Origin of the sequence: Geodermatophilus poikilotrophus, from assembly GCF_900111455.1 — a bacterium.
Classification (GTDB): Bacteria; Actinomycetota; Actinomycetes; order Mycobacteriales; family Geodermatophilaceae; genus Geodermatophilus; species Geodermatophilus poikilotrophus.
Window position 1 is genome coordinate 54,392 of the sequence record NZ_FOIE01000012.1, and the last position, 21,903, is coordinate 76,294.

At 74.5% G+C, this 21,903-nt stretch carries 20 protein-coding genes and 1 tRNA gene; 9 read left to right on the forward strand and 12 right to left on the reverse strand.

Translation table 11 applies throughout. The features are described from left to right. Positions 1-225 precede the first annotated feature (225 nt). On the forward strand, positions 226-789 hold the full coding sequence (locus tag BMW27_RS22100; protein WP_091448505.1) for an AMIN-like domain-containing (lipo)protein: 564 nt from the start codon (positions 226-228) through the stop codon (positions 787-789). 24 nt (positions 790-813) lie between these two features. Here BMW27_RS22100 and BMW27_RS22105 read toward each other — a convergent pair whose 3' ends face one another. Continuing rightward, a complete protein-coding gene (locus BMW27_RS22105) occupies positions 814-1,140 on the reverse strand; it encodes a hypothetical protein (RefSeq protein WP_091448507.1) in 327 nt (108 codons plus the stop codon). Then, complete coding sequence (gene mca, locus BMW27_RS22110; RefSeq protein ID WP_091448509.1) at positions 1,137-2,024, reverse strand: mycothiol conjugate amidase Mca; 888 nt, start codon at positions 2,022-2,024, stop codon at positions 1,137-1,139. The genes BMW27_RS22105 and mca overlap by 4 nt, the downstream gene beginning before the upstream one ends. Before the next feature lie 218 nt (positions 2,025-2,242). Here mca and greA point away from each other — a divergent pair, with 218 nt between their 5' ends. Then, positions 2,243-2,746, forward strand: a complete 504-nt coding sequence (gene greA, locus BMW27_RS22115; protein WP_091448511.1) for a transcription elongation factor GreA — start codon at positions 2,243-2,245, stop codon at positions 2,744-2,746. 90 nt (positions 2,747-2,836) lie between these two features. Continuing rightward, the gene (locus BMW27_RS22120) at positions 2,837-3,166 is read left to right on the forward strand and encodes an RNHCP domain-containing protein (protein ID WP_091448513.1); all 330 of its coding nucleotides are present in this window, start codon (positions 2,837-2,839) and stop codon (positions 3,164-3,166) included. A gap of 73 nt (positions 3,167-3,239) precedes the next feature. Here BMW27_RS22120 and BMW27_RS22125 read toward each other — a convergent pair whose 3' ends face one another. Together BMW27_RS22125 and ilvA are read right to left on the reverse strand one after the other, a co-directional pair. After that, the gene (locus BMW27_RS22125; protein WP_091448516.1) at positions 3,240-5,306 is read right to left on the reverse strand and encodes a M3 family metallopeptidase; all 2,067 of its coding nucleotides are present in this window, start codon (positions 5,304-5,306) and stop codon (positions 3,240-3,242) included. Positions 5,307-5,412: 106 nt separating this feature from the next. Further along, entirely contained in the window at positions 5,413-6,651 is a 1,239-nt protein-coding gene (gene ilvA, locus BMW27_RS22130) for a threonine ammonia-lyase (RefSeq protein WP_175486624.1), read from the reverse strand. 83 nt (positions 6,652-6,734) lie between these two features. Here ilvA and BMW27_RS22135 point away from each other — a divergent pair, with 83 nt between their 5' ends. From BMW27_RS22135 to BMW27_RS22145, 3 genes are all read left to right on the forward strand, one after another. After that, a complete protein-coding gene (locus tag BMW27_RS22135) occupies positions 6,735-8,240 on the forward strand; it encodes a sigma 54-interacting transcriptional regulator (protein ID WP_245743804.1) in 1,506 nt (501 codons plus the stop codon). A 4-nt stretch (positions 8,241-8,244) separates the two neighbouring features. After that, a complete protein-coding gene (locus BMW27_RS22140) occupies positions 8,245-10,227 on the forward strand; it encodes a VWA domain-containing protein (RefSeq protein ID WP_245743805.1) in 1,983 nt (660 codons plus the stop codon). A 94-nt stretch (positions 10,228-10,321) separates the two neighbouring features. Next, positions 10,322-10,795 (forward strand): GNAT family N-acetyltransferase, encoded by a 474-nt coding sequence (locus BMW27_RS22145; protein ID WP_091448523.1) that lies wholly within the window; start codon positions 10,322-10,324, stop codon positions 10,793-10,795. On the opposite strand, the gene BMW27_RS22150 is transcribed toward BMW27_RS22145, so the two are convergent. After that, positions 10,782-12,200: a DUF2252 domain-containing protein gene (locus BMW27_RS22150; RefSeq protein ID WP_245743806.1), complete on the reverse strand. Its 1,419-nt coding sequence runs from the start codon at positions 12,198-12,200 to the stop codon at positions 10,782-10,784. The genes BMW27_RS22145 and BMW27_RS22150 overlap by 14 nt on opposite strands. 70 nt (positions 12,201-12,270) lie before the next feature. On the opposite strand from BMW27_RS22150, the gene BMW27_RS22155 reads away from it, so the two are divergent. Further along, on the forward strand, positions 12,271-13,293 hold the full coding sequence (locus tag BMW27_RS22155) for an SGNH/GDSL hydrolase family protein (protein ID WP_091448526.1): 1,023 nt from the start codon (positions 12,271-12,273) through the stop codon (positions 13,291-13,293). An 88-nt stretch (positions 13,294-13,381) separates the two neighbouring features. Further along, a complete protein-coding gene (locus BMW27_RS22160) occupies positions 13,382-14,602 on the forward strand; it encodes an acetyl-CoA C-acetyltransferase (protein WP_091448529.1) in 1,221 nt (406 codons plus the stop codon). 199 nt (positions 14,603-14,801) lie between these two features. Here BMW27_RS22160 and BMW27_RS22165 read toward each other — a convergent pair whose 3' ends face one another. The 5 genes from BMW27_RS22165 to BMW27_RS22185 all read right to left on the reverse strand — a co-directional run bounded on the left by BMW27_RS22165 (position 14,802) and on the right by BMW27_RS22185 (position 19,841). Next, positions 14,802-15,647 (reverse strand): Bax inhibitor-1/YccA family protein, encoded by an 846-nt coding sequence (locus BMW27_RS22165; protein WP_091448530.1) that lies wholly within the window; start codon positions 15,645-15,647, stop codon positions 14,802-14,804. Positions 15,648-15,936: 289 nt separating this feature from the next. Then, positions 15,937-17,577: a M28 family metallopeptidase gene (locus BMW27_RS22170; protein ID WP_091448532.1), complete on the reverse strand. Its 1,641-nt coding sequence runs from the start codon at positions 17,575-17,577 to the stop codon at positions 15,937-15,939. 119 nt (positions 17,578-17,696) lie between these two features. Beyond that, a tRNA-Leu gene (locus BMW27_RS22175) sits at positions 17,697-17,770 on the reverse strand. A 22-nt stretch (positions 17,771-17,792) separates the two neighbouring features. Then, complete coding sequence (locus tag BMW27_RS22180; protein ID WP_091448535.1) at positions 17,793-19,175, reverse strand: NAD(P)/FAD-dependent oxidoreductase; 1,383 nt, start codon at positions 19,173-19,175, stop codon at positions 17,793-17,795. Between the two features lie 9 nt (positions 19,176-19,184). Next, positions 19,185-19,841: a uracil-DNA glycosylase gene (locus BMW27_RS22185; protein WP_281244782.1), complete on the reverse strand. Its 657-nt coding sequence runs from the start codon at positions 19,839-19,841 to the stop codon at positions 19,185-19,187. A gap of 305 nt (positions 19,842-20,146) precedes the next feature. On the opposite strand from BMW27_RS22185, the gene BMW27_RS22190 reads away from it, so the two are divergent. Next, positions 20,147-20,449 (forward strand): DUF4235 domain-containing protein, encoded by a 303-nt coding sequence (locus BMW27_RS22190; protein ID WP_091448537.1) that lies wholly within the window; start codon positions 20,147-20,149, stop codon positions 20,447-20,449. Here BMW27_RS22190 and BMW27_RS22195 read toward each other — a convergent pair. Next, entirely contained in the window at positions 20,430-21,401 is a 972-nt protein-coding gene (locus tag BMW27_RS22195) for a Ppx/GppA phosphatase family protein (RefSeq protein WP_091448539.1), read from the reverse strand. The genes BMW27_RS22190 and BMW27_RS22195 overlap by 20 nt on opposite strands. After that, positions 21,398-21,898, reverse strand: a complete 501-nt coding sequence (locus BMW27_RS22200; protein WP_091448542.1) for a DUF501 domain-containing protein — start codon at positions 21,896-21,898, stop codon at positions 21,398-21,400. Before BMW27_RS22200 ends, BMW27_RS22195 begins: the two co-directional genes overlap by 4 nt. Positions 21,899-21,903 lie beyond the last annotated feature (5 nt).

Below are 21,903 nucleotides of genomic sequence, written 5' to 3' on the forward strand. Positions count from 1 at the left end.
TCCTGCCCTGGCGCGAGCCTCCACGACCCCGCCGTGACGACGGGGTCACCCGGACGGGCCCATAGCACGGTTCGACGTCGGACGAGGGGCGGCGCGCCGGGGTCCCTTGGCGAACTCTGCCGGTGGGAGACCGAACGGTTCGTCGGGTCGACATGTCGACACCCGTGGCGGCGCGGTGCCCGATGGGCGGATCCTGCCGTCGGCACCGTCCACAGGAGGCCCGCCATGAACCGCACCCGGTTCCTCGTCCTCGCCTGCTCCGTCCTCACCGCGCTGGGGGTGGTCACGCCCGCTGCGGCGGGGGCGAGTCCCTACTGCGGGATCACCTGGGGCTCACAGGCGAAGACGGCGGACGCCGGCGACCGGGAGCGGCTGTACGACGTCCGCGCGGGGCGGCACGCCTGCTTCGACCGGCTCGTCGTCGACGTGGGTGGGGAGGACACCACCTTCGGCTCCTACTCGGTCCGGTACGTGCCGGTCGTGCTGCAGGACGGCTCCGGCGAGCCGGTTCCCGTCCGCGGCGCCGCGGACCTCGAGGTCTTCGTGCGCGCACCGGCGTACGACGAGGAGGGACGGCCGACGTTCCAGCCGGCCGACCCGCAGGAGCTCGTGGACGTCAGCGGGTACACCACCTTCCGGCAGGTGGCCTGGGCCGGCTCCTTCGAGGGCGCGAGCACGCTGGCCCTCGGCGTCCGCGCCCGGCTCCCGTTCCGCGTCTTCAGCGTCGCCGGCACCCCGGACTCCGACGACACCCCTCGGCTGGTGATCGACGTCGCCCACCGCTGGTAGCCCGGACCGGCGGCGGTCGGCCGGTCAGCCCCCCGAGGCGTCCGGCCGACCGTCGTCCCGGCGTGGGCCCTCGATCGCCCGGGGTGCCCGCCGCAGCGTGTCCAGCAGCTCCTGCCCCGGCTCGGGTCGCGGGTCGACCAGCTCGGCCGGGGTGTCGGGGACGACCACCTGCGGCCCGTCGTCCCCGGGGTCGAAGCTGCGCGGCACCCGCTTGAGGTGCGTGGTCATCGACCGCACCAGCAGCAGGATGGCGACGAAGAGCAGCACGGTCAGCAGCGCGCCGATGGGGCCGGCCTTGCCGACGTCCTCCGGCAGCTGCTGCTCGGCCGCCAGGACCACGAGCCCGGTCATCGGACGACCACCTCGCTGCGGACCCCGGCGAACAGGTCGTCCTCGGGGACCGGCGAGTCGACGACCGACCGGGCCAGCTCGTAGTCCTCGGTCGGCCAGATCCGCTGCTGGACCTCCAGCGGGCAGGCGAACCAGCGGCCGTTCGGGTCGATCTGGGTGGCGTGCGCGATCAGCGCGGCGTCCCGGACGGCGAAGTACTCGGCGCACGGCACCTTCGTGGTGACCCGGTGCGACATGTCCCGCTCGGGGTCCCAGTTCTCCAGCCACTCGGCGTAGGGCGACTCCTTGCCCGAGGCGAGGATCGCCTCGTGCAGCGCCCGGGTCCGCGGCAGCGTGAAGCCCATCTGGTAGTAGAGCTTGAGCGGCTGCCACGGTTCCCCCAGCTCGGGGTAGCGGTCGGGGTCGCCGGCGGCGTCGAAGGCGTGCACCGAGACCTCGTGGGTCTTGATGTGGTCCGGGTGCGGGTAGCCGCCGCGCTCGTCGTAGGTGGTGATCACGTGCGGCTTGAACCTGCGGATCAGCTCGACCAGCGGCGCGGCCGCCTCCTCCGTCGGCACCAGCGCGAAGCAGCCCTCGGGCAGCGGCGGCAGCGGATCGCCCTCCGGCAGGCCGGAGTCCACGAACCCGAGGAACTCCTGCTCGACGCCGAGGACCTCGCGGGCGCGGGCCATCTCCTCCCGGCGGATCTCGGGCAGGCGCTCCCAGACGTCGGGCCGGTCCAGCGCCGGGTTGAGCACCGAGCCGCGCTCACCCCCGGTGCAGGTCGCCACCATGACGCGGACACCCTCCGCGACGTACTTGGCCATGGTCGCGGCGCCCTTGCTCGACTCGTCGTCGGGGTGGGCGTGCACGGCGAGCAGGCGCAACGGGTCTGCTTCGGTCACCGGCCCATCATCCACCGGCTGCACCGGGTGCCGCCGCCGCCAGGGCCCTCGATCGGGTGTTCGTGGCGCTCGTCACTCTGCGATCCGTTACCGTTCCGCATCCCGGAGGCCAGGGCGCGGGCGGAACACCGACCCCGGCCGACGGTGTTACGTTGACCGTTCTGAACGCGGCCGTTCCCCGGACGGGGGGCGGCCACCGACATTTCAGGAGCACTGCCGTGTCCACCCCCACTGACGAGCAGAACCAGGGCGTCTGGCTGACCCAGGAGGCCCACGACCGGCTCAGGGCCGAGCTCGACCAGCTGGTGGCGGGCCGCCCGGCCATGGCCGCCGAGATCAACGCCCGCCGCGAGGAGGGCGACCTCCGCGAGAACGGCGGTTACCACGCCGCCAAGGACGAGCAGGGCAGGCAGGAGGCCCGCATCCGCCAGCTGGAGGACCTGCTGCGGAAGGCCCGCGTCGGCGACGCGCCCACGACGGCGACGCACGCCGCCACCGGCACCGTGATCACCATCCGCTTCCAGGGCGACGACGACACCGAGAAGTTCCTCCTCGGCTCGCGCGAGATCGCCGGGACGACGGGTCTGCAGGTCTACTCCCCCGAGTCGGCGCTCGGCTCGGCCATCCTCGGTGCGGAGCCCGGGACGACCGTCACCTACCAGGCGCCCAACGGCCGCGACATCACCGTCGACGTCGTCGCCGTCGAGCCCTTCGTCCCCTGACAGGGGGGTCCCCGTGACCGGGCTCGCGAGGTCACGCAGGAACGCAGCACCCAGGGGCACCCTGCCGACGAGCGCCGGCGAGGAGGACCGGTGACCCCTCCCGCGCGCTCCCGGCGGGCGGAGAACACCGGGTTCGCCTGCGTCCACTGCGGGTCGGCGGTGCCGGCGAACACCGACGGGCACTACCGCAACCACTGCCCGGTGTGCCTGTGGTCGCTGCACGTCGACGACCTCCCCGGCGACCGGGCGAGCGGGTGCCGGGCGCCGATGGAGCCGATCGGCCTGGTGGAGAAGTCGGGCAAGGGCTGGCAGGTGGTCCACCGCTGCACGGCGTGCGGCCACCGCCAGCCCAACCGGCTGGTCCGCGAGGGCGACGCCCCCGACGACCTCGACGTCGTCCTCGGTCTCCCCTGGTTGTGAGCCCTCCTCCGCCTCGGTGACCATCGGCGGGTGGCTGCCGCGCTCGGCCCCTCGGGCAGCCACCCGCCGATGGTCACGGCGTACTGGGCAGCAACCCGCGGCGGCGCAGCAGCGGGGTGGGATCGGCGTCCCGGCCGCGGACGGCGCGGAAGGCCTCCAGCGGGTCGACCGACCCGCCGACGGCCAGCAGCCGCGACCGGAAGACCTCGCCGTTCTCCCGCCGCAGTCCGCCGTTCTCCTTGAACCACTCCACGGTGTCGGCGTCCAGCACCTCCGACCAGATGTAGGAGTAGTAGCCGGCCGCGTACCCCCCGGCGAAGACGTGCTGGAAGTACGTCGTCCGGTAGCGCGGCGGCACCAGGTGGTGGGCGACGCCGGCCGCCTCGAGCGCGGCCCGCTCGAACTCCTGCGGGTCCCCGACCTCCGTCTCCGGCGTGATCCGGTGCCATGCCTGGTCCAGCAGCGTGGCCGCCAGGTACTCCAGCGTCGCGAAGCCCTCGCCCCACAGCTGCGCGGCCTCGATCGCCTCGACGACGCTGGCCGGCAGCGGCTCGCCGGTCTCGACGTGCCGGGCGTAGCCGGCCAGGACCTCCGGCCACAGCGCCCACACCTCGTTGACCTGGCTCGGGAACTCGACGAAGTCGCGGGGCACGCTGGTGCCGGAGAAGCGCGGGTAGGTGACGGCGGAGCTCAGGCCGTGCAGCGTGTGGCCGAACTCGTGGAACAGCGTGTTGACCTCGTCGAGGGTCAGCAGGGTGGGCTGCCCGTCGGCGCCACGGGTCACGTTGAGGTTGTTGACGACGACCGGCCGGGTGTCCAGCAGCCGCGACTGGGTGACGAACGAGCTCATCCAGGCTCCGCCGCGCTTGCCCTCGCGGGCGTAGAAGTCGCCGAGGTAGAGGCCGACCGTCTCGCCCGCTGCGTCGGTGACCTCCCAGACCCGGACGTCGGGGTGGTAGCCGGCGAGGTCGGGCCGCGGCGTGAACCGGTAGCCGTAGAGCCGCTCGGCGGCGGCGAAGACGCCGTCGACGAGCACCCGGTCCAGCTCGAACCACGGCCGCAGCGCCGTGGTGTCGACCGAGTACCGCTCGGCGCGCACCCGCTCGCTGTAGAACGCCCAGTCCCAGGGCGCCAGCTCCGTCACGCCGTCGGCGGCGGCGACCTCGGCCAGCGCGGCGGCCTCGGCTTGCGCGTTGGCCATCGACGGCCCCACCATCCGGGCGAGCATCGCGTCGACCGCCTCGGTGCTGCGCGCGGTCTGGTCGGCCAGCACCAGGTCGGCGTGGGTGTCGAAGCCGAGCAGCCGGGCCCGCTCGGCGCGCACGCGGGCGATGCGGACGGCGACCGGTCCGTTGTCGTGCTCGCCGCCCGACGCCCGGGTCACCGACGCCTCGAAGACCCGGCGGCGCAGGTCGCGGTTGCGCAGCTTGGTCAGGACCGGCTGGCCGGTGGGCAGCAGCAGCGGGATGAGGAACCCGGGGACCCCGCGGTCGGCGGCGGCGCGGGCCGCTGCGGCGACCTCCTCGGCCCCGAGCCCGTCGAGCTCCGCGGCGTCGGGGACGACGACGGCGGCGGCCTCGGTGGCCAGCTGCAGGTGCTGCCCGAACGTCGTCGACAGCTCCGACAGCTCCCGGTTCAGCTCGGTCAGCCGGGCCCGGCCGGCCTCGTCGAGGCGCGCGCCGGCGAGCACGAAGTCCAGGTGGTATCGCTCCACCAGCCGGACGGCCTCGGCATCCAGGCCGCTGTCGTGCCGCTGCGCGTGGACGGCGTCGATGCGCCCGAACAGGGCCGGGTCGAGGCGGAGCGCGTCCGCGTGTGCCGACTCGAGCGGGGCCAGCTCCCGCTCGACCTCCCGCAGCCGGTCGGTGGCGACCGACGAGGCGAGGTTGTGGAACACCGCGCCGGCGCGGCGGTACAGCCGGCCGGACCGCTCCAGGGCGACGACGGTGTTCTCGAACGTCGGTGGCTCGGGCGACCCGACGATGCCGGTCACCTGGGCGCGCTGCTCGGCCATCCCGGCCAGCACCGCCTCGCGGCAGTGCTCGAGGGTGACCTCCGCGAAGGGCGGCAGCTGCAGCGGTAGCGGCGACGGCTCCAGCAGCGGGTTGTCGGCGGACGGGGCGACGGCGGCGGCGTTCATCGCCGCCCATCCTGCGCCCGCCCGCAAGAGCGGACCGGGGGAGCCCGGCACCGACCCGGTCCCGGCCCCCGGGCGCACCCCGAGCGTGCGGGGCACGGGGGTCCGCTCAGCCGGTGGTCACCGTGTACCCGGCCCGGTCGAGCCGGGCCAGCACCTCCTGGGCGTGCTCGGGCCCGCGGGTCTCCAGGACGACGAACACCTCCACCTCGCCGAGTCCCAGCCGGGTCGCCGTCCGCTCGTGCTCGACCTCCAGCACGTTGGCGCCGACCTGGGCCAGCTCCGCGAGCACCGCGGCCAGCGACCCCGGCCGGTCGGGCACCCGGAGCCGCAGCGACTGGTAACGCCCGGCCGCGGCCATGCCGTGCTGCACCACCTTGAGCAGCAGCACCGGGTCGATGTTCCCGCCGGAGACGACCGCGACGACGGGCGGCGGGAAGGCGGCCGGGTCGGCGAGCACGGCGGCGACAGCGGCCACCCCGGCCGGCTCGACGACGAGCTTCGCCCGCTCCAGGCAGAACAGCAGCGCCTGCGAGAGGTCCTCCTCGCTGACCGTGCGGACCTCGTCGACGAGGTCGCGGACGTGCGCGAACGTCAGCTCCCCGGGCGCGCCGACGGCGATGCCGTCGGCCATCGTGGTCATCCCCGTCAGCGCCACCGGCCGGCCGGCGGCCAGCGACCCGGGGAAGGCGGCGGCGGCCGCGGCCTGCACGCCGACCACCCGGACGTCGGGACGGCGGGCCCGCACCGCGGCCGCGACGCCGGAGACCAGCCCTCCGCCGCCGGTGCAGACGACGACGGTGGCCACGTCGGGGCACTGGTCGAGGACCTCCAGCCCGACCGTCCCCTGCCCGGCGATCACGTCGGGGTGGTCGAACGGGTGGATGAACACCGCGCCGGTGCGCTGCGCGTGCTCGGCGGCCGCCGCCAGGGCCTCGGTCAGCGACGCCCCACCCAGCCGGGCCTCCGCGCCGTAGCCGCGGGTGGCCGCCACCTTGGGCAGCGGGGCGCTCTCCGGCATGAAGACCGTCGCCCGGATGCCCAGCAGCTGTGCGGCCAGGGCGACGCCCTGCGCGTGGTTGCCGGCGCTGGCGGCGACGACGCCCCGCCCCCGCTCCTCGGCCGACAGCCGCGCCAGCCGGGTGTAGGCGCCGCGGATCTTGAACGAGCCGGTGCGCTGCAGGTTCTCGCACTTGAGCCAGACCGGGCCGCCGACCCGGTCGGCCAGCGCCCGCGAGTGCTCCAGCGGCGTACGCCGGACGACGCCGTCCAGCAGTGCCGCCGCGGCCTCGACGTCCGCTCCGCCGACCAGGGCGACGCCGTCCCGCCGCAGCTCTCCAGCCACCATGGGTCGATCTTCGCAGCACGGAGGCCCAGGTGGCAGCGACGGACGGGTGCCCGTGCCGCCGGTCGCGTCGTACCGTGGCTGGGGTGACGGACTCCGGCGTTCCCGCCTCCGCTCCCCCCGCACCCACGACCCTCGGCGAGCTCCGCGACAGCGGGGCCACCCCCCGGCCGGTCAAGGCCGAGATCCGCGCCAACCTGCTCGCCCGCCTGGCCGCCGGCGAGCCGTCCCTGCCCGGCATCGTCGGCTTCGAGGACACGGTCGTCCCCGAGGTCGAACGCGCCCTCATCGCCGGCCACGACCTGGTCCTGCTGGGTGAGCGCGGCCAGGGCAAGACCCGGCTGATCCGCACCCTGGTGGGCCTGCTCGACGAGTGGACGCCGGTGCTCACCGGCAGCGAGCTCAACGAGCACCCGCTGGCCCCGATCAGCGTGTGGGCCCACCGGCAGATCGCCGAGCACGGCGACGCCACGCCCGTCGGCTGGCTGCACCGCAGCGAGCGCTTCGGCGAGAAGCTGGCCACCCCGGACACCAGCGTCGGCGACCTCATCGGCGACGTCGACCCGATCAAGGTGGCCGAGGGCCGCACCCTGGGCGACCCCGAGACGGTGCACTACGGCCTGGTGCCGCGGACCAACCGCGGCATCTTCAGCGTCAACGAGCTGCCCGACCTCGCCGAGCGGATCCAGGTCGCGCTGCTCAACGTGCTGGAGGAGCGCGACATCCAGATCCGCGGCTACCGGGTGCGGCTGCCGCTGGACCTGCTGCTGGTCGCCAGCGCCAACCCCGAGGACTACACCAACCGCGGCCGGATCATCACCCCGCTCAAGGACCGCTTCGGCGCCGAGGTGCGCACCCACTACCCGATCGAGCTGACCGACGAGGTGCGCCTGCTGAACCAGGAGGCGCACACCAGTTGGCCGGGGTGGGCGGGCGGCAGCGACGCAGCCGGCGGGGCCGCTGCCGGCCGGCCCGCCGGTGAGCAGCTGGAGACGCCGCTGGTGCCCGAGCACCTGGTGGAGATCGTCGCGCGCTTCACCCGGCTGGTGCGCGACTCCAACCACGTCGACCAGCGCTCCGGCGTCAGCGCCCGGTTCGCGATCGCCGGGCTGGAGACGGTGGCGGCCTCGGCCGTCCGCCGGGCCGCCGTCGCCGGGGAGACCCGGCCGGTCGCCCGCGTCGTCGACCTGCCCAGCATCGTCCCGGCCAGCCGGGGCAAGGTCGAGTTCGCCGACTCCGGCTCCGACCCGGACGACGAGCGCGAGACCGAGGTGCTCGAGCACCTGCTGCGCCAGGCGACCGCGCAGACCTTCCGAGCCCGCTGCGCCGGGCTGGACCTGACCGGCCTGCAGGAGCACTTCACCGGCGGGGAGACCGTGGAGTCCGGCGAGCTGGTGCCGGCCGCCGCGCTCCTCGGCCAGCTGGGCACCATCCCGAAGCTGGCGGAGCTGCTGGGCCGGCTGGGCGTGCCGGAGGGCGAGCAGTCGGCCGAGCAGGCCGCCGCCGCGGTGGAGTTCGCCCTCGAGGGGCTCTACCTGACCCGGCGGCTGGCCAAGGACACCGACGGCGCGCGCACGGTCTACGGAGCCTGACGTGGTGAGGAAGCCCGGCAGGGGCCACCGGTACGGGCGCTGGCGGGGCGGGCCCGACCCGCTGGCCCCGCCCTACGACCTGGGCAGCGCGGTCGACGAGATCGGCGACTCGGTGCTCGGCGGCAGCGGCGTGCGCGAGGCGCTGCGGGAGCTCCTGCGCCGCGGCATGGACGGGCGGCGCGGGCTGGACGAGCTGCGCCGGTCGGTCCGCGAGCGGCTGCGGCAGGCGCGCAACGCGGGGCGGATGGACGGCACCCTGCAGGAGGTCCGGGAACTGCTCGACCGCGCCGTCGAGGCCGAGCGGCGGGAGCTGTTCCCCGACCCGGACGACATGGCTCGCCTGGCGGAGGCCGAGCTCGACGCGCTGCCCGAGGACACCGCGGGCGCCGTCCGGGCGCTCAAGGAGTACGACTGGCGCTCGGCGGAGGCCCGGCAGGCGTACGAGCAGATCCAGGACCTGCTGCGGCGCGAGGTGCTCGACAGCTCCTTCGCCTCGATGAAGCAGGCGCTGGAGAACGCCACCGAGGGCGACGTGCAGGCGGTCAAGGACATGGTCGCCGACCTCTCGCAGCTCATCGACGCGCACAACCGCGGGGAGGACACCGACGAGCAGTTCCAGGAGTTCATGGAGAAGCACGGGCAGTTCTTCCCCGACGACCCGCAGTCGGTCGAGGAGCTGATCGACCAGCTGGCCCGCCGGGCGGCCGCGCAGGAGCGGATGATGGCCGGCCTCTCGCCCGAGCAGCGGGCCGAGCTGGCCGACCTGATGGCGCAGACGATGCAGGACATGGGTCTGGCCAGCGAGATGGCCCACCTGCAGGACGCCCTCCGCCAGGCCCGGCCCGACCTGCCCTGGGGGCAGCGCGGGCAGGTGCCCGACGGCGAGCAGTCCCTCGGCATGGGCGACGCCACCAGCGCCGTCGCCGAGCTGGCCGACCTGGAGGCGCTGTCCAACCAGCTCTCCCAGGGCTACGCCGGGGCCTCGCTGGCCGACGTCGACGAGGAGCTGCTGGAGCGGGCGCTGGGCCGGCCGGCGGTCGACGACCTCGCCGCGCTGCGCCAGATGGAGCGCGAGCTGGAGCGGCAGGGCTACCTCAACCGCTCCGACGGGAAGCTCGAGCTGTCCCCCAAGGCGGTCCGCCGGCTGGGCGCGACCGCGCTGCGCCGGGTGTTCGCCCAGCTCGACGCCACCGGCCGCGGCGAGCACGACGTCGCCGACGCGGGCGCGGCCGGGGAGCTGACCGGCAGCTCGCGGGAGTGGCGGTTCGGCGACGAGCAGCCGCTGGACGTCGTCCGGACGGTGCGGAACGCCGTCCTGCGCACCGCGCACGAGCCCCGCGCCGAGCACGACCGGCGGGTGCGCATCGCGGTCGAGGACTTCGAGGTCGTCGAGACCGAGCGGCGCACCGGAGCCGCGGTCGCGCTGCTGGTCGACCTCTCCTACTCGATGGCGCTGCGCGGCACGTGGGGCGCGGCCAAGTCGACGGCGATGGCGCTGCACTCGCTGGTGACCACCCGGTTCCCGCAGGACGCCATCCAGATCATCGGCTTCTCCTCCACCGCGCAGGTGCTGCGCCCGGAGACCCTCGCCGAGCTGAGCGTGGACACGCTGCAGGGCACCAACCTGCAGCACGGGCTGATGCTGGCCCGGCGCTTCCTGGCCCGGCACCGGGACGCCGAGCCGGTGGTGCTCGTGGTCACCGACGGCGAGCCGACCGCCCACCTGGAGGACGACGGGACGCCGTTCTTCTGCTGGCCCCCGATGCCGGAGACGATCGCCCGCACCGTCGCCGAGGTGGAGCGGGTGGCCCGGTCCGGGGCGACCATGAACGTCTTCGCCCTCGACCCGGAGCCCGGGCTGGTGCACTTCGTCCACGACATCACCCAGCGGGCCGGCGGGCGGGTGTTCACCCCCGACAGCGAGCGGCTCGGCGAGTACGTCGTCGCCGACTACCTGCGCACGCGGCGAGGCCGCCGGGCCCGGTGAGAGAGGACCCCGTCCTCCTCACCCCGCGCACCCTTGGGGCGAGCCTCTGGACGGGGCCGGCGAGATCGGCGCCGCCCCGGGGCAGACTGGGAGGGTGACCAGCCAGGCGACCCCCGTCACCGTCGAGGAGGTCGCGGCCGACGTCACCCACAACCTGCGGCGCGCGGTCCTCCGGCCGGGTGGTGGGGACGTGGTCTGGCCGGGCGACGACGACCCGGCGACCTTCCACCTGGCCGCCCGCGACGCGGCGGGCAGGGTCGTCGGCGTGGTCCGCTTCTCGCCCGCACCCTGCCCCTGGCGCCCGGAGGCGCGGGCCGCCTGGCAGCTGCGCGGGATGGCGACCGACCCGGCCGTGCGCGGGTCTGGCGCCGGCCGGGCACTGCTCGCCGCGGGACTGGCCGGGGTCGCGGCTCGCGGCGGCGAGCTGGTCTGGTGCCACGCCCGCACGACCGCGGCCGGGTTCTACGAGCAGGCCGGCTTCACCGTGGTCACCGGCGAGTACGACAAGCCGGGCATCGGCCCGCACGTCGGCATGGTGGAGGACCTCGTCCCGCTCACCCCGCGTTGACGGACCTCCCCTCCCCCACCCCCCGGTCCGCTCGGGGCGGGACCCGGGAGGGGGCCTGGGGCACCGGGTGCGACCCGCTCGAGCTGATCCCCGGGATCCGTCCGGCGCGGAAGGCGTCCACGAACAGCCGGAAGTCGTCCTGCGTGCGGCGGGCGTAGTCGTGCGCGAAGCCGACCAGGTCCTCGACGAACTCCTCGCGCCGGTCGCCGACCATCGCGGTGATCGCCTCCTCGGTCTGGAACGGCACCAGGGTGTGGTCGCTGTCGGCGTCGCCGACGCAGTGGACCTTCGCCGTCGCCCGCCCCAGCTGGAGCATCACCGGGGAGATCTGCTCCGGCTCGGTGAGGTCGTCCCACTCCAGGTCCGTCTCGTAGGGCGAGAGCTCCTGGACGACGAACCCGACGCCGCCGATCTCGGTGTGGCCGAGGAACTGGGAGGCGTTGGCCTGCAGGGCGCGCTGGGAGATCGCCGTGCGGTGGCCCTCGTGCTCGAAGGACGCCCGGATGTCGGCGTCCCGCACGATCCGGCTGGGCGCGGGCACGTTGCCCTGCTTGAGGGAGAGGACGACGTCGTTCTCCAGCGCCTGGTCGTAGCCCTCGATGAGCACGTTGTAGGCAGGCAGCCCGGCACTGCCGATGCCGAAGCCGCCGGTGCCGATGACGTCCTTGACGTCGTAGGTCACGTCGCGGCGCCGGCGCGGCGGGTGCACCGTCTGCTTCCAGCGGTCGAGCGCGGCGAGCACCTCCTCGCGCTCCCGGTCGTCCAGCCGGCGGCTGCGCGGGCTGTCGGCGAAGCGCCGCTCGTGGTTCTCCACGACGGTCATCCGGTCCAGCAGCCCCTGCCGGGTGCGCGCCGTCGTCCGCAGGATCGCGTCGTGCACCGCACCCTCGGTGTTGTCCTTGACGAGGGCGAAGGTCTTGTCGTCGTCGAGGCGGGTGAACGCCGCCACCTGGTCGAGGTAGGCGGTGAGGTAGCCGCGCAGCAGGTCGGAGATGACCTCGTCGCCGAAGGCCTTGCGCCAGGACAGCAGGGCGAAGCTGGCCGCGAACCGGCGCAGGTCCCAGCTGACGTGCCCGACGTAGGCCTCGTCGAAGTCGTTGACGTCGAAAACGATCCGCCCCGCGCCGTCCATGTAGGTGCCGAAGTTCTCCGCGTGCAGGTCGCCCTGGATCCACACCCGGCCGGTGCGCTCGTCGCACCATCGGTCCGGCAGCTCCGCCATGTCGGCGTAGAAGAGGCAGGCGGAGCCCCGGTAGAAGGCGAACGGGTCGGCCGCCATCTTGCGGAACTTGGTGCGGAACGCGTCCGCGTCGGCGGTCATGAGCTCGGAGAAGGCGTCGACGAGCACGTCGACGATCTGCTGGGCGCGGTCACCGTGAGTGACCCCTACGGGGGATTCGGCCACGGGGCGACCGTAGGCGGCGGTTAGCCTGCAGGGACAGGTGTCCACCACTTCCGAGGGGACGAGGGCGGCGGTGACTCGAGCGACCACGGCGTGGCGGCTGGCCACGGGGGCCGCCTACGGCGGCGGCGGGCTGGGCCTGGCCGGGGCCGGGGTGCTCGCCCTCCTCCGCCAGCAGGCCCGGTCGGCCCGGCGCCACGTGGAGTCGCGGACCGTCAAGGTCGCCCCACCCCCTGGCGACGGGGTGTACGGCCGCGGGCGCGGCCGGCCGATCGTCCTCGCCGTCCTCGGTGACTCCACCGCTGCCGGCCTCGGCGTCGACCGCGCCGCCCAGACCCCCGGGGTGCTGCTCGCCGCGGCGCTGGCCGAGCTGGCCGAGCGCCCCGTCCGGCTGGTGCGGCTCGCGGTGTCCGGCGCCCGGTCCTGGCAGCTCGACGAGCAGGTCGGCAAGGCCCTGCTGGAGCGCCCCGACGTCGCACTCATCATGATCGGCGCGAACGACGTCACCAGCCGCACGGCGCCCGCGGTCTCCGTCCGGCACCTGCGCGACGCCGTCGGCCGGCTCACCGAGGCCGGCACGCAGGTCGTCGTCGGCACCTGCCCGGACCTCGGCACCGTGCGCCCGATCGGCCGGCCGCTGCGCTGGCTGGCCCGCCGGTGGAGCCGTCAGCTGGCCGCCGCCCAGACCATCGCGGTCGTCGAGGCCGGCGGGCGCTCCGTGTCGCTGGGATCGGTGCTCGGCCCGTCGTTCGCCGAGGACCAGGACCTGTTCAGCGTCGACGAGTTCCACCCCAGCGCAGCCGGTTACGCCGCCGCGGCCGCCGTCCTGCTGCCCTCGATCGCCGATGCGCTCGGCGTCTGGCCGGCCGCGGCCGACCGGGGGCTGCGCAACCTGCGCCGCGACACCGTCCGTCCGGTCGCAACGGCCGCCGCCCGGGCCGCCGGCCGGACCGGCACCGAGGTCCAGGCCACCGCGGTCCGCGGCTCGGACACCGGTCCGCGGGGCCCGTGGGCCCGGCTGCGCCGCCGCCGGCCGCCGGACCTGCCGACGCCGGAGCAGGCCGAGCGCGCCGCGGAGGCGACACCCCTCGCCTGAGGGCGGCGCGACCCCTACCGGGGAGTAGGTTCGGGGGCGCCCCGACGTCCGGCGACCCGTCGTCGGATCCCCTCATCGTGGAGGACCCATGCCCGAAGCCGTCATCGTCGCGACCGCGCGCTCCCCCATCGGCCGCGCGTTCAAGGGCTCGCTCAAGGACCTGCGGCCCGACGACCTCACCGCGACCATCGTGCGCGCGGCCCTCGACAAGGTGCCCGCGCTCGACCCCACCGACATCGACGACCTGATCCTCGGCTGCGGCCTCCCCGGCGGGGAGCAGGGCCACAACATGGGTCGCGTCGTCAGCGTCCTGCTCGGCATGGACCACCTGCCCGGGACGACGATCACCCGCTACTGCTCCTCGTCGCTGCAGAGCACCCGCATGGCCATGCACGCCATCAAGGCCGGCGAGGGCGACGTCTTCCTCTCCGCGGGCGTCGAGATGGTGTCCCGGTTCGTGAAGGGCAACAGCGACTCGCTGCCGGACACCCAGAACCCCGCGTTCGCCGACGCGCAGGCCCGGGTCGCCAAGACCGCCGAGAGCGGCGCGGACTCGTGGACCGACCCCCGGGACAACGGCGAGGTCCCGGACATCTACGTCGCCATGGGGCAGACCGCGGAGAACCTGGCGCTGCTCAAGGACGTCTCCCGCCAGGAGATGGACGAGTTCGCCGTCCGCAGCCAGAACCTGGCCGAGCAGGCCACCGCCGACGGCTTCTGGGAGCGGGAGATCACCCCGGTCACCACGCCCGACGGCACGGTGGTCGGCAAGGACGACAGCCCGCGCGCCGGCACCACGCTGGAGGGCATCGCCGGCCTCAAGCCGGTCTTCCGCCCCGACGGCCGGGTCACCGCGGGCAACGCCTGCCCGCTCAACGACGGCGCCGCCGCGGTCGTGGTCATGAGCGACACCAAGGCCCGCGACCTCGGCCTGACCCCGCTGGCGCGCATCGTGTCGACCGCGGTCACCGGTCTGTCGCCCGAGATCATGGGCTACGGGCCGGTCGACGCCTCCAAGCTCGCGCTGCAGCGGGCCGGGATGAGCATCGGCGACATCGACCTGGTCGAGATCAACGAGGCCTTCGCCGCGCAGGTCATCCCGAGCTACCGGGACCTGGGCATCGACATCGACAAGCTGAACGTGCACGGCGGGGCGATCGCCGTCGGGCACCCGTTCGGCATGACCGGCGCCCGCATCACCGGCACGCTGATCAACGGCCTGCAGACCCGGGACGCGACCTTCGGCCTGGAGACGATGTGCGTCGGCGGCGGCATGGGCATGGCGATGGTCCTGGAGCGCCTGTCCTGACCGAGGACCCGGTCCTCCCCACCGCCCGCACGCGGGCCCCGTCCTCCCCACGCCTCACGAAGTCGGCGCGGGACCCGGAACGGGGTCTCCGGGCGGGGCCGGCCCGGCAGGGCGGCCTCGACCGCCGGTAGTCCCCGGAAACGGCCAGTGGCCCGGTCCCCTCGCGGGGACCGGGCCACTGCCGTGCGTGCGGGCTGTGTCAGTCGTTCTGGAAGTAGGACAGCAGCCGCAGGATCTCCAGGTACAGCCAGACGACCGTGATGAGCAGGCCGAAGGCGATGTACCAGGCGAACTTCGCGGGGGCACCGCGGCGGATCGCCTCGTCGGCCATGTCGAAGTCCAGCAGCAGCGAGAACGCCGCGACACCGATCACGACCAGGCTGAAGATGATCGACAGGGTGCCGCCGTCACGCAGGCCCAGGCCGCCGGGGATGAAGAACCCGGCCACCAGGTTGACCAGGACGAGCGCCAGCACACCGAACATCGCGCCGACGATCCAGCGGGTCAGCTTGGGGGTGACCCGGATGGCGCCGGTCTTGTAGACGACGAGCATGCCGGCGAAGACACCGAAGGTGCCGACCAGCGCCTGCATCACGATGCCGGGGTAGATCGCGTTGAACGCCTCGCTGATGGCACCGAGTGCGATGCCGTACAGCGCGCCGTAGGACAGCGTGGCGACCGGGTTGGCGATCTGCTTGAACGAGATCACCAGGCCGAGCACCAGGGCCACGAGGACCGCGGGCAGGGCCAGGCCGAACGCCAGCTCCTGCGGGAGCAGCGCCCAGGTGACGGCGGCCGAGAGGACGGTGACCAGGAAGGACAGGCCCGTCTTCTGGACGACGTCGTCCATCGTCATGTAGCGGGTGGTCGGCGGCGCGTACGGCGACTGCGCGGCGTACGGGTCCTGCGTCCCGTAGCCGTACTGGGGGGCGCCGTACTGCGGAGCGCCGTACTGGGGCGCCCCGCCCCACGGGGTGGACTGCTGGCCGTGGCCAGGACCCGTGTTCTGGAGGCCCCGGCCGAAGACCGGGTTGGAGCTGGGCATCGTCATCTCCTCGAGGTGACCGGCTGTCGTGGGGCCCACGGTCCTGCACCCCACTCGTCCAGGTCAACGCATCAGGGGGCGCGGACGTTCCTGGACGTCTGCTGGACACCCGGACGGGGGGTGCGGACGTGCCGCGGGGGCCGGTGTCAGCCTGCCACCGGCCCCCGCGGGCTCCGTCCCCGGGGCTCACCGCGGCCCCGTCCCGAGCCTGCGAAGGGTAGGGAGGACGGCGGCCCCGTCCCGGGTCCCGCCCTGAGCCTGCGAAGGGTGGGGAGGACGGGGCCCTTCCTCAGACCGCGTCGCCGCCGTGGTCGTGGTCGTGCCCGGCGTGCAGACCGCCACCGCCGTTGGGCTGCGCGGCCGAGATGCGGTACTCCCGGGCCTCCGGGTCGCCCTCGAAGGTGCCGCCCGGGACCGGTCCACCGGCCACCCCGTTCACCCGCTCGGTGTCGTAGGCCAGCGTCAGGACGGCGTAGGCGATGGCGTCGGAGTTCTGGTCCAGCGCCTCCGGGTCGAGGTTGGCGATGTCGTCGCCGACCTGGTGGTAGTTCGGGTCGTACGCGATCCCGGCCTCGCCGCCGTAGGCCTCCGCCTGGTAGCCCTGCTTGACGCCCTCCGCGCCGGTGAACAGGCCGCCGGACGGGATGCCGGCCCCGATGAAGGCCTGGTAGTCGCTGCGGCCGCTGAACTCGGTGCCCTCGTAGAAGAGCTCCTGCTCCTCGTAGTAGTCCTCGAACACGTACTCGATCTGGTCCGAGCCCTCCGGGACCGGCACGCCGCTCGGCGCGGGGAAGGCCGACAGGTCGCCGTCGTAGATGAACCGGGCGAAGTTCGGCGAGCCCACCATGTCGAAGTTCAGGTAGAGCGCGAGCCGGTCGCGCTGCGCCTGGTCGAGGCCGGCCACGTAGTGGTTCGAGCCCTGCAGGCCGAGCTCCTCGGCGCCCCACCAGGCGAAGCGGACGGTGTTGGTCAGCTCCGCCTCCGCCAGGTTCTCGGCGACCTCGATCAGCGCCGCGCTGCCGCTGCCGTTGTCGTTGATGCCCGGGCCGGCGGGCACCGAGTCGAGGTGCGCACCGGCCATGACGACGTTGTCCGAGGTGCGGCCGGGCAGCTCGGCGATCACGTTCTCGGTGTCCCGGAACTCGCTCACGGCCTCGACGGCGACGCGCAGGGTGTCACCGTCGAGGGTCGATCCGAGGGCGTAGGAGACGCCGATCGCCGGGATGGTGGCCCCGGGCGCGCCCAGCGTCCCCTGCACCACGTCGGTGCGACCCTCCTGGCCCTCGTTGAACACCACGACCGCCGAGGCGCCGGCGGCCTGGGCATTGGCGACCTTCTGGCCGAAGGGGCAGGTGCCGCGCTGGACCAGCGCGATGTTGCCTCGCGTGAAGCCGGTGAAGTCGGTGGCCTCACAGCCGCTGGTGTTGCCGTTGGCCGCCGCCGGCGGCGGGACCACGACGTCGACCGCCTGGGCGGTCGCGGTGACGTCGGCGGACGCCGAGTACGTCATCACGGCGTAGTCGGCGCCTTCCGCGTACGTGGCCTGGTCCGGGGCGGTCTGCGAGAAGGCGCTGCTGATCTGCTGGAAGAACGGGAACTGGAACTCCTGCCGGGAGACCTCCCAGCCGGCCTGCTTGAGCCGCTGCTCCACGTACTCGACGGAGGCGTCGTAGCCCGGCGTCCCGGAGGCACGGTTGCCGCCGTTCGCCTCGGCGATGCCCTGGAACGCCTCCAGGTGCTCCATGACCCCGTCCAGGGTCACGCAGTCGGTCAGCTGGGCGACGGTGTTGTTGGTCCGCTGCTCGCACGCCTGCGCGGCGCCCGGGGCGGCGGCGGCCGGCGCGGCCACTGCCACGGTGCCCGCCAGGGCCATCGCGCCGGCGGCGCCCAGCGCCACCGTCCGTGCCCGGCGGGAGTCGGTTCGGGTCATGCAGGGTCCCCCTCTGCTCTCGGGTGTCTCAACGCTGAGACACCCTGTGTGACCTGTGTGACTGTCTGTGGGGTGACAGTGTGCAGTCAAGCCTTGACTTGTCCGTGTCGGCCCGGTAGTGCCCCCGGTCGGGTTCGAACCGACACTGGGACCCTTTTAAGGGGCCTGCCTCTGCCAGTTGGGCTACGGGGGCCGCTGACGACGCCGGCCCGGCGTCAGCTCGCCCTCATGGTGCCCGACTGGGCCTTGTCCTCGGCCGAGGGCGGCGGCAGCGAGCCGGTCCGGCCGGTGTTCGCCGCCTGGACGAACTCGCGGCGCGGGTCCTGCAGCTGGCCCAGCGAGATGACCTCGCGGCGGAACACCGCGGCCAGCGTCCAGTCGGCGACCACCCGTGCCTTGCGGTTGAAGGTGGGCACCCGGCTGACGTGGTAGGTGCGGTGCATGAACCAGGCCGGCCAGCCCTTCAGCTTGACGCCGTAGACCTGCGCGACGCCCTTGTGCAGGCCCAGGCTGGCCACGGAGCCGGCGTAGGCGTGCCGGTAGGGCTCCGGCTCGCGCCCCTCGAGCGTCGCCACGATGTTGTCGGCCAGCCGCTTCGCCTGCCGCACGGCGTGCTGCGCGTTCGGCGCCGTGGTCGCGCCGGGGCTCTCCTTGGTGAGGTCCGGGACGGCGGCGAGGTCGCCGGCCGACCACGCGTCGTCCACCCCGCGCACCTGCAGGGTGGGCTCACAGGCGACCCGCCCGCGCTCGTCCACGGGCAGGTCGGTCTCCCTCAGCATCGGGTTGGGCTTGGTGCCCGCCGTCCACACCAGGGTGTCACTGGCGAACTCGTCGCCGTCGGAGAGCTTCACCGTGCACCCGTCGGCGACCGACTCCAGCCTGGTGTTCAGCCGCACGTCCATCCCGCGCGCGGTGAGCTGCTTGACCGTCCAGGCGGCCATGTCCAGGTCGACCTCGGGCAGGATCCGGCCCATCGCCTCGACCAGCACCCAGCGCATGTCGGCCGTCGAGAGCCGCGGGTAGTAGTGGGTGATCGCGTAGCGGGCCATGTCCTCGAGCTCGGCGAAGGCCTCGACGCCCGCGTAGCCGCCGCCGACGAAGGTGAAGGTCAGCGCGCGGCGGCGGACCTCCGGGTCGTCGGTCGAGCTGGCCGCGTCGAGCCGGGCCAGCACGTGGTTGCGCAGGTAGATGGCCTCGCCGACGTTCTTGAACCCGATCCCGTGCTCGGCCAGCCCGGGGATGGGCAGCGTGCGGGCCACCGACCCCGCCGCCATCACCAGGACGTCGTAGCGGAGCTCGTAGGGCTCGCCCTCGATGGGGGCGATCCGCGCCCGCTTCTCGGCGTGGCTCAGGCCGGTGACGGCCCCGGTGACCACGCGGCAGCGCGGCAGCGTCCGGCGCAGCGGCACCACGACGTGCCGCGGCTCCACCGAGCCGGCCGCGGCCTCGGGCAGGAAGGGCTGGTAGGTCATGTGCGGCTGCGGGTCCACGACGACGATCTCCGCTCGCCCCCGGGACAACTTCTTCTGCAGCCGCAGGGCGGTGTAGAGGCCGACGTAGCCGCCGCCGACGACGAGGACCACGGGTCGTTGCGCCATGGGGGGAGCCTAGGGCCGGGGAGGGGGTCCCGGCAGGGTCGCGGCCAGTTCGGTGGCCCGGGCGAGGACGGCGTCCAGCATCGGCTCGGTGAGCTTGCCGGTGAAGGTGTTCTGCTGGCTGACGTGGTAGCTGCCCAGCAGGGTCAGCGGCCCGCGCGGCCCCTCCAGCGACACCTCGACGCCGTGCCCGAACGCCGGCCGGGGCCGGGGCAGCGGGTAGCCGGCCCCGGCCAGCACCGGCCACAGCGCCGTCCAGCCGAACCCGCCGAGGACGACGACGACCCGCAGCCGCGGCAGCAGCGCCAGCTCGCGCGCCAGCCACGGTGAGCAGGTGTCCCGCTCCTCCGGCGTGGGGGCGTTCGCCGGCGGCGCGCAGCGGACCGCCGCGGCGACCCGCACGTCGGTGAGCTGCAGCCCGTCACCGATGTGCGTGGACGTCGGCTGGTTGGCCAGGCCGGCCCGCCACAGCGCGGCGAAGATCCAGTCCCCGCTGCGGTCGCCGGTGAACACCCGCCCGGTGCGGTTGCCGCCGTGCGCGGCCGGCGCCAGGCCGACGACGGCGATCCGGGCGTCGGCCGGACCGAGCCCCGGCACCGGGCGGCCCCAGTACTCCTCGTCCCGGAAGGAGGCCCGCTTGACGCGGGCGACCTCCTCCCGCCAGGCCACCAGGCGCGGGCAGGCCCGGCAGCCGGAGACCCGGGCGTCCAGGACGGCGAGGTCGCGGGTGCTCCGCGCCGAGCGGACGACGCCAACCGGGCTGCGGGTGACCGGGAAGCCGGCCGCGTCGCCAGGGCGGCCTGGGTGCAGGGGCCCACCGCGAGCCTCGATCGGCCCCCCTGCAGGGTCCCGCCGCGAGCCTGCGAGTGGCGGGGGGCAGGGGGGTCCTTCACGGGGGGCAGCGGGGTCCTTCATGGGGTCCAGCAGACCACCTGGGCGAGCGCGGACGGCCTGCGGGGCGGCATGATCGCGAGGTGGCCCGGAGGAAGAAGCAGAAGGCACCGCTGACCTGGAAGCTGCTGGGCACCGGTATGGCCGTCCCCGCGGGGATCGCCGTCCGGAAGCTCAGCGACGCCGCCTGGTACGCCGCGCGCGGCACCCAGCCGCCCAAGAACCCGGCCGCGCCGGGCGTCGGCTGGGGCGAGGCCCTGGCGTGGGCCGCGGTGTCCGGGGTCGCCGTGGCGGCCGGCCGGCTGGTCGCCGCCCGGGGCGCGGCGGCGGCCTACCAGTCGCTGACCGGCAAGCTGCCGCCCGGCCTCAACGAGGGCTCTCCCTGACCGCTGCGCGAGCCAGCTGCAGCGCGATGCCGTCGAGGATGTCGTGCTCGCTCACCACGACGTCGTCCAGCGCGAAGGCGTCCATGAGCACCCGCAGGATCAGCGACCCGGCGCCGATGACGTCGACCCGCCCCGGGTGCATGACGGCGTGGGAGGCACGCCGCTCGCGGGTGGCGGTGAGCAGCCCGGCGGTCACCGCGCGGACGGCGGACACCGGGATGCGCGATCCGTGGATCGCCGTCGCGTCGTAGGCCGGCAGACCGAGGGCGAGCGCGGCGACGGTGGTGACCGAGCCGGCCAGGCCGACGAGGGTCGCGGCCTCCCCCACCGGGACGGCGGCGGACACATCGGCCAGCGCGGCGCGGATGTCGGCCTCGGCGCGCTGGATCTCGTCGGCCGAGGGCGGGTCCCCGTGCAGGTGCCGCTCGGTGAGGCGCACGCAGCCGACGTCGACCGACCGGGCCGCGCGCACCCCGCCGGCGTCACCGAGCACGAACTCGGTGGACCCGCCGCCGATGTCGACCACCAGGTACGGCGGGCGCGGCCGCGGCCGGCCGTGCGCGGCGACGGCGGCGTCCAGCGAGGCGGTGGCCCCGAGGAAGGACAGCCGCGCCTCCTCGTCGCCCGGGACGACGTCGGGCAGCTGGCCCAGCGTGGCCAGCACCATCCCCTCGAAGTCGGCGCGGTTCGCGGCGTCCCGGCTGGCGCTGGTGGCGACCATGCGCACCGCGGTCGCGCCGAGCTCGCGGGCCTGCGCGGCGTACTGCGCCAGCACCACCCGGGTGCGCTCGATGGCCTCCGGCGCCAGCCGGCCGGTGGCGTCGACCCCCTGGCCGAGCCGCACGACCTCCATCCGGCGCAGCAGGTCGGCGTGCGCTCCCTCCGGCGGGACGTCGGCCACCAGCAGGCGGATGGAGTTGGTGCCGCAGTCGATCGCGGCGACGCGGGTCATGCTCGCTCCTCGGGCAGGGCGCAGGGGCCGTTGGCCCACCACTCCCCCATCTCGGCCACGGCGCGGTCGCCGACCGGGTTGACCCCCGGGCCGGCGGCGAGCGCGTGGGCGGCCAGTGCGTGCAGGCACTTCACGCGGTCGGGCATCCCGCCGGCGGTGGTGCGGGCGGGCAGCTCGCCCAGCGCGTCACGCTCGGCCAGGTAGGCCTCGTGGGCCGCGCGGTACCCGGCGGCGAGCTCCTGGTCGGTGCCCAGGTCGGCCTGCCACACCCGCATCCGACCGGTGGACTCCAGCCGGCTGGCCGCGGCGCCGGCCCGCGGGCAGGTCAGGTAGTACAGCGTCGGGAACGGGGTGCCGTCCTCCAGCCGTGGGGAGGTCTGCACGACGTCGGGCTGACCGCAGGGGCAGCGGTGCGCCACCGCGCGCAGGGCACGCGGCGGCCGCCCGAGCTGGCGGGCCACGACCTCCCGCTCCTCCGGCGTGATCGGTTCCGTCACGTGGT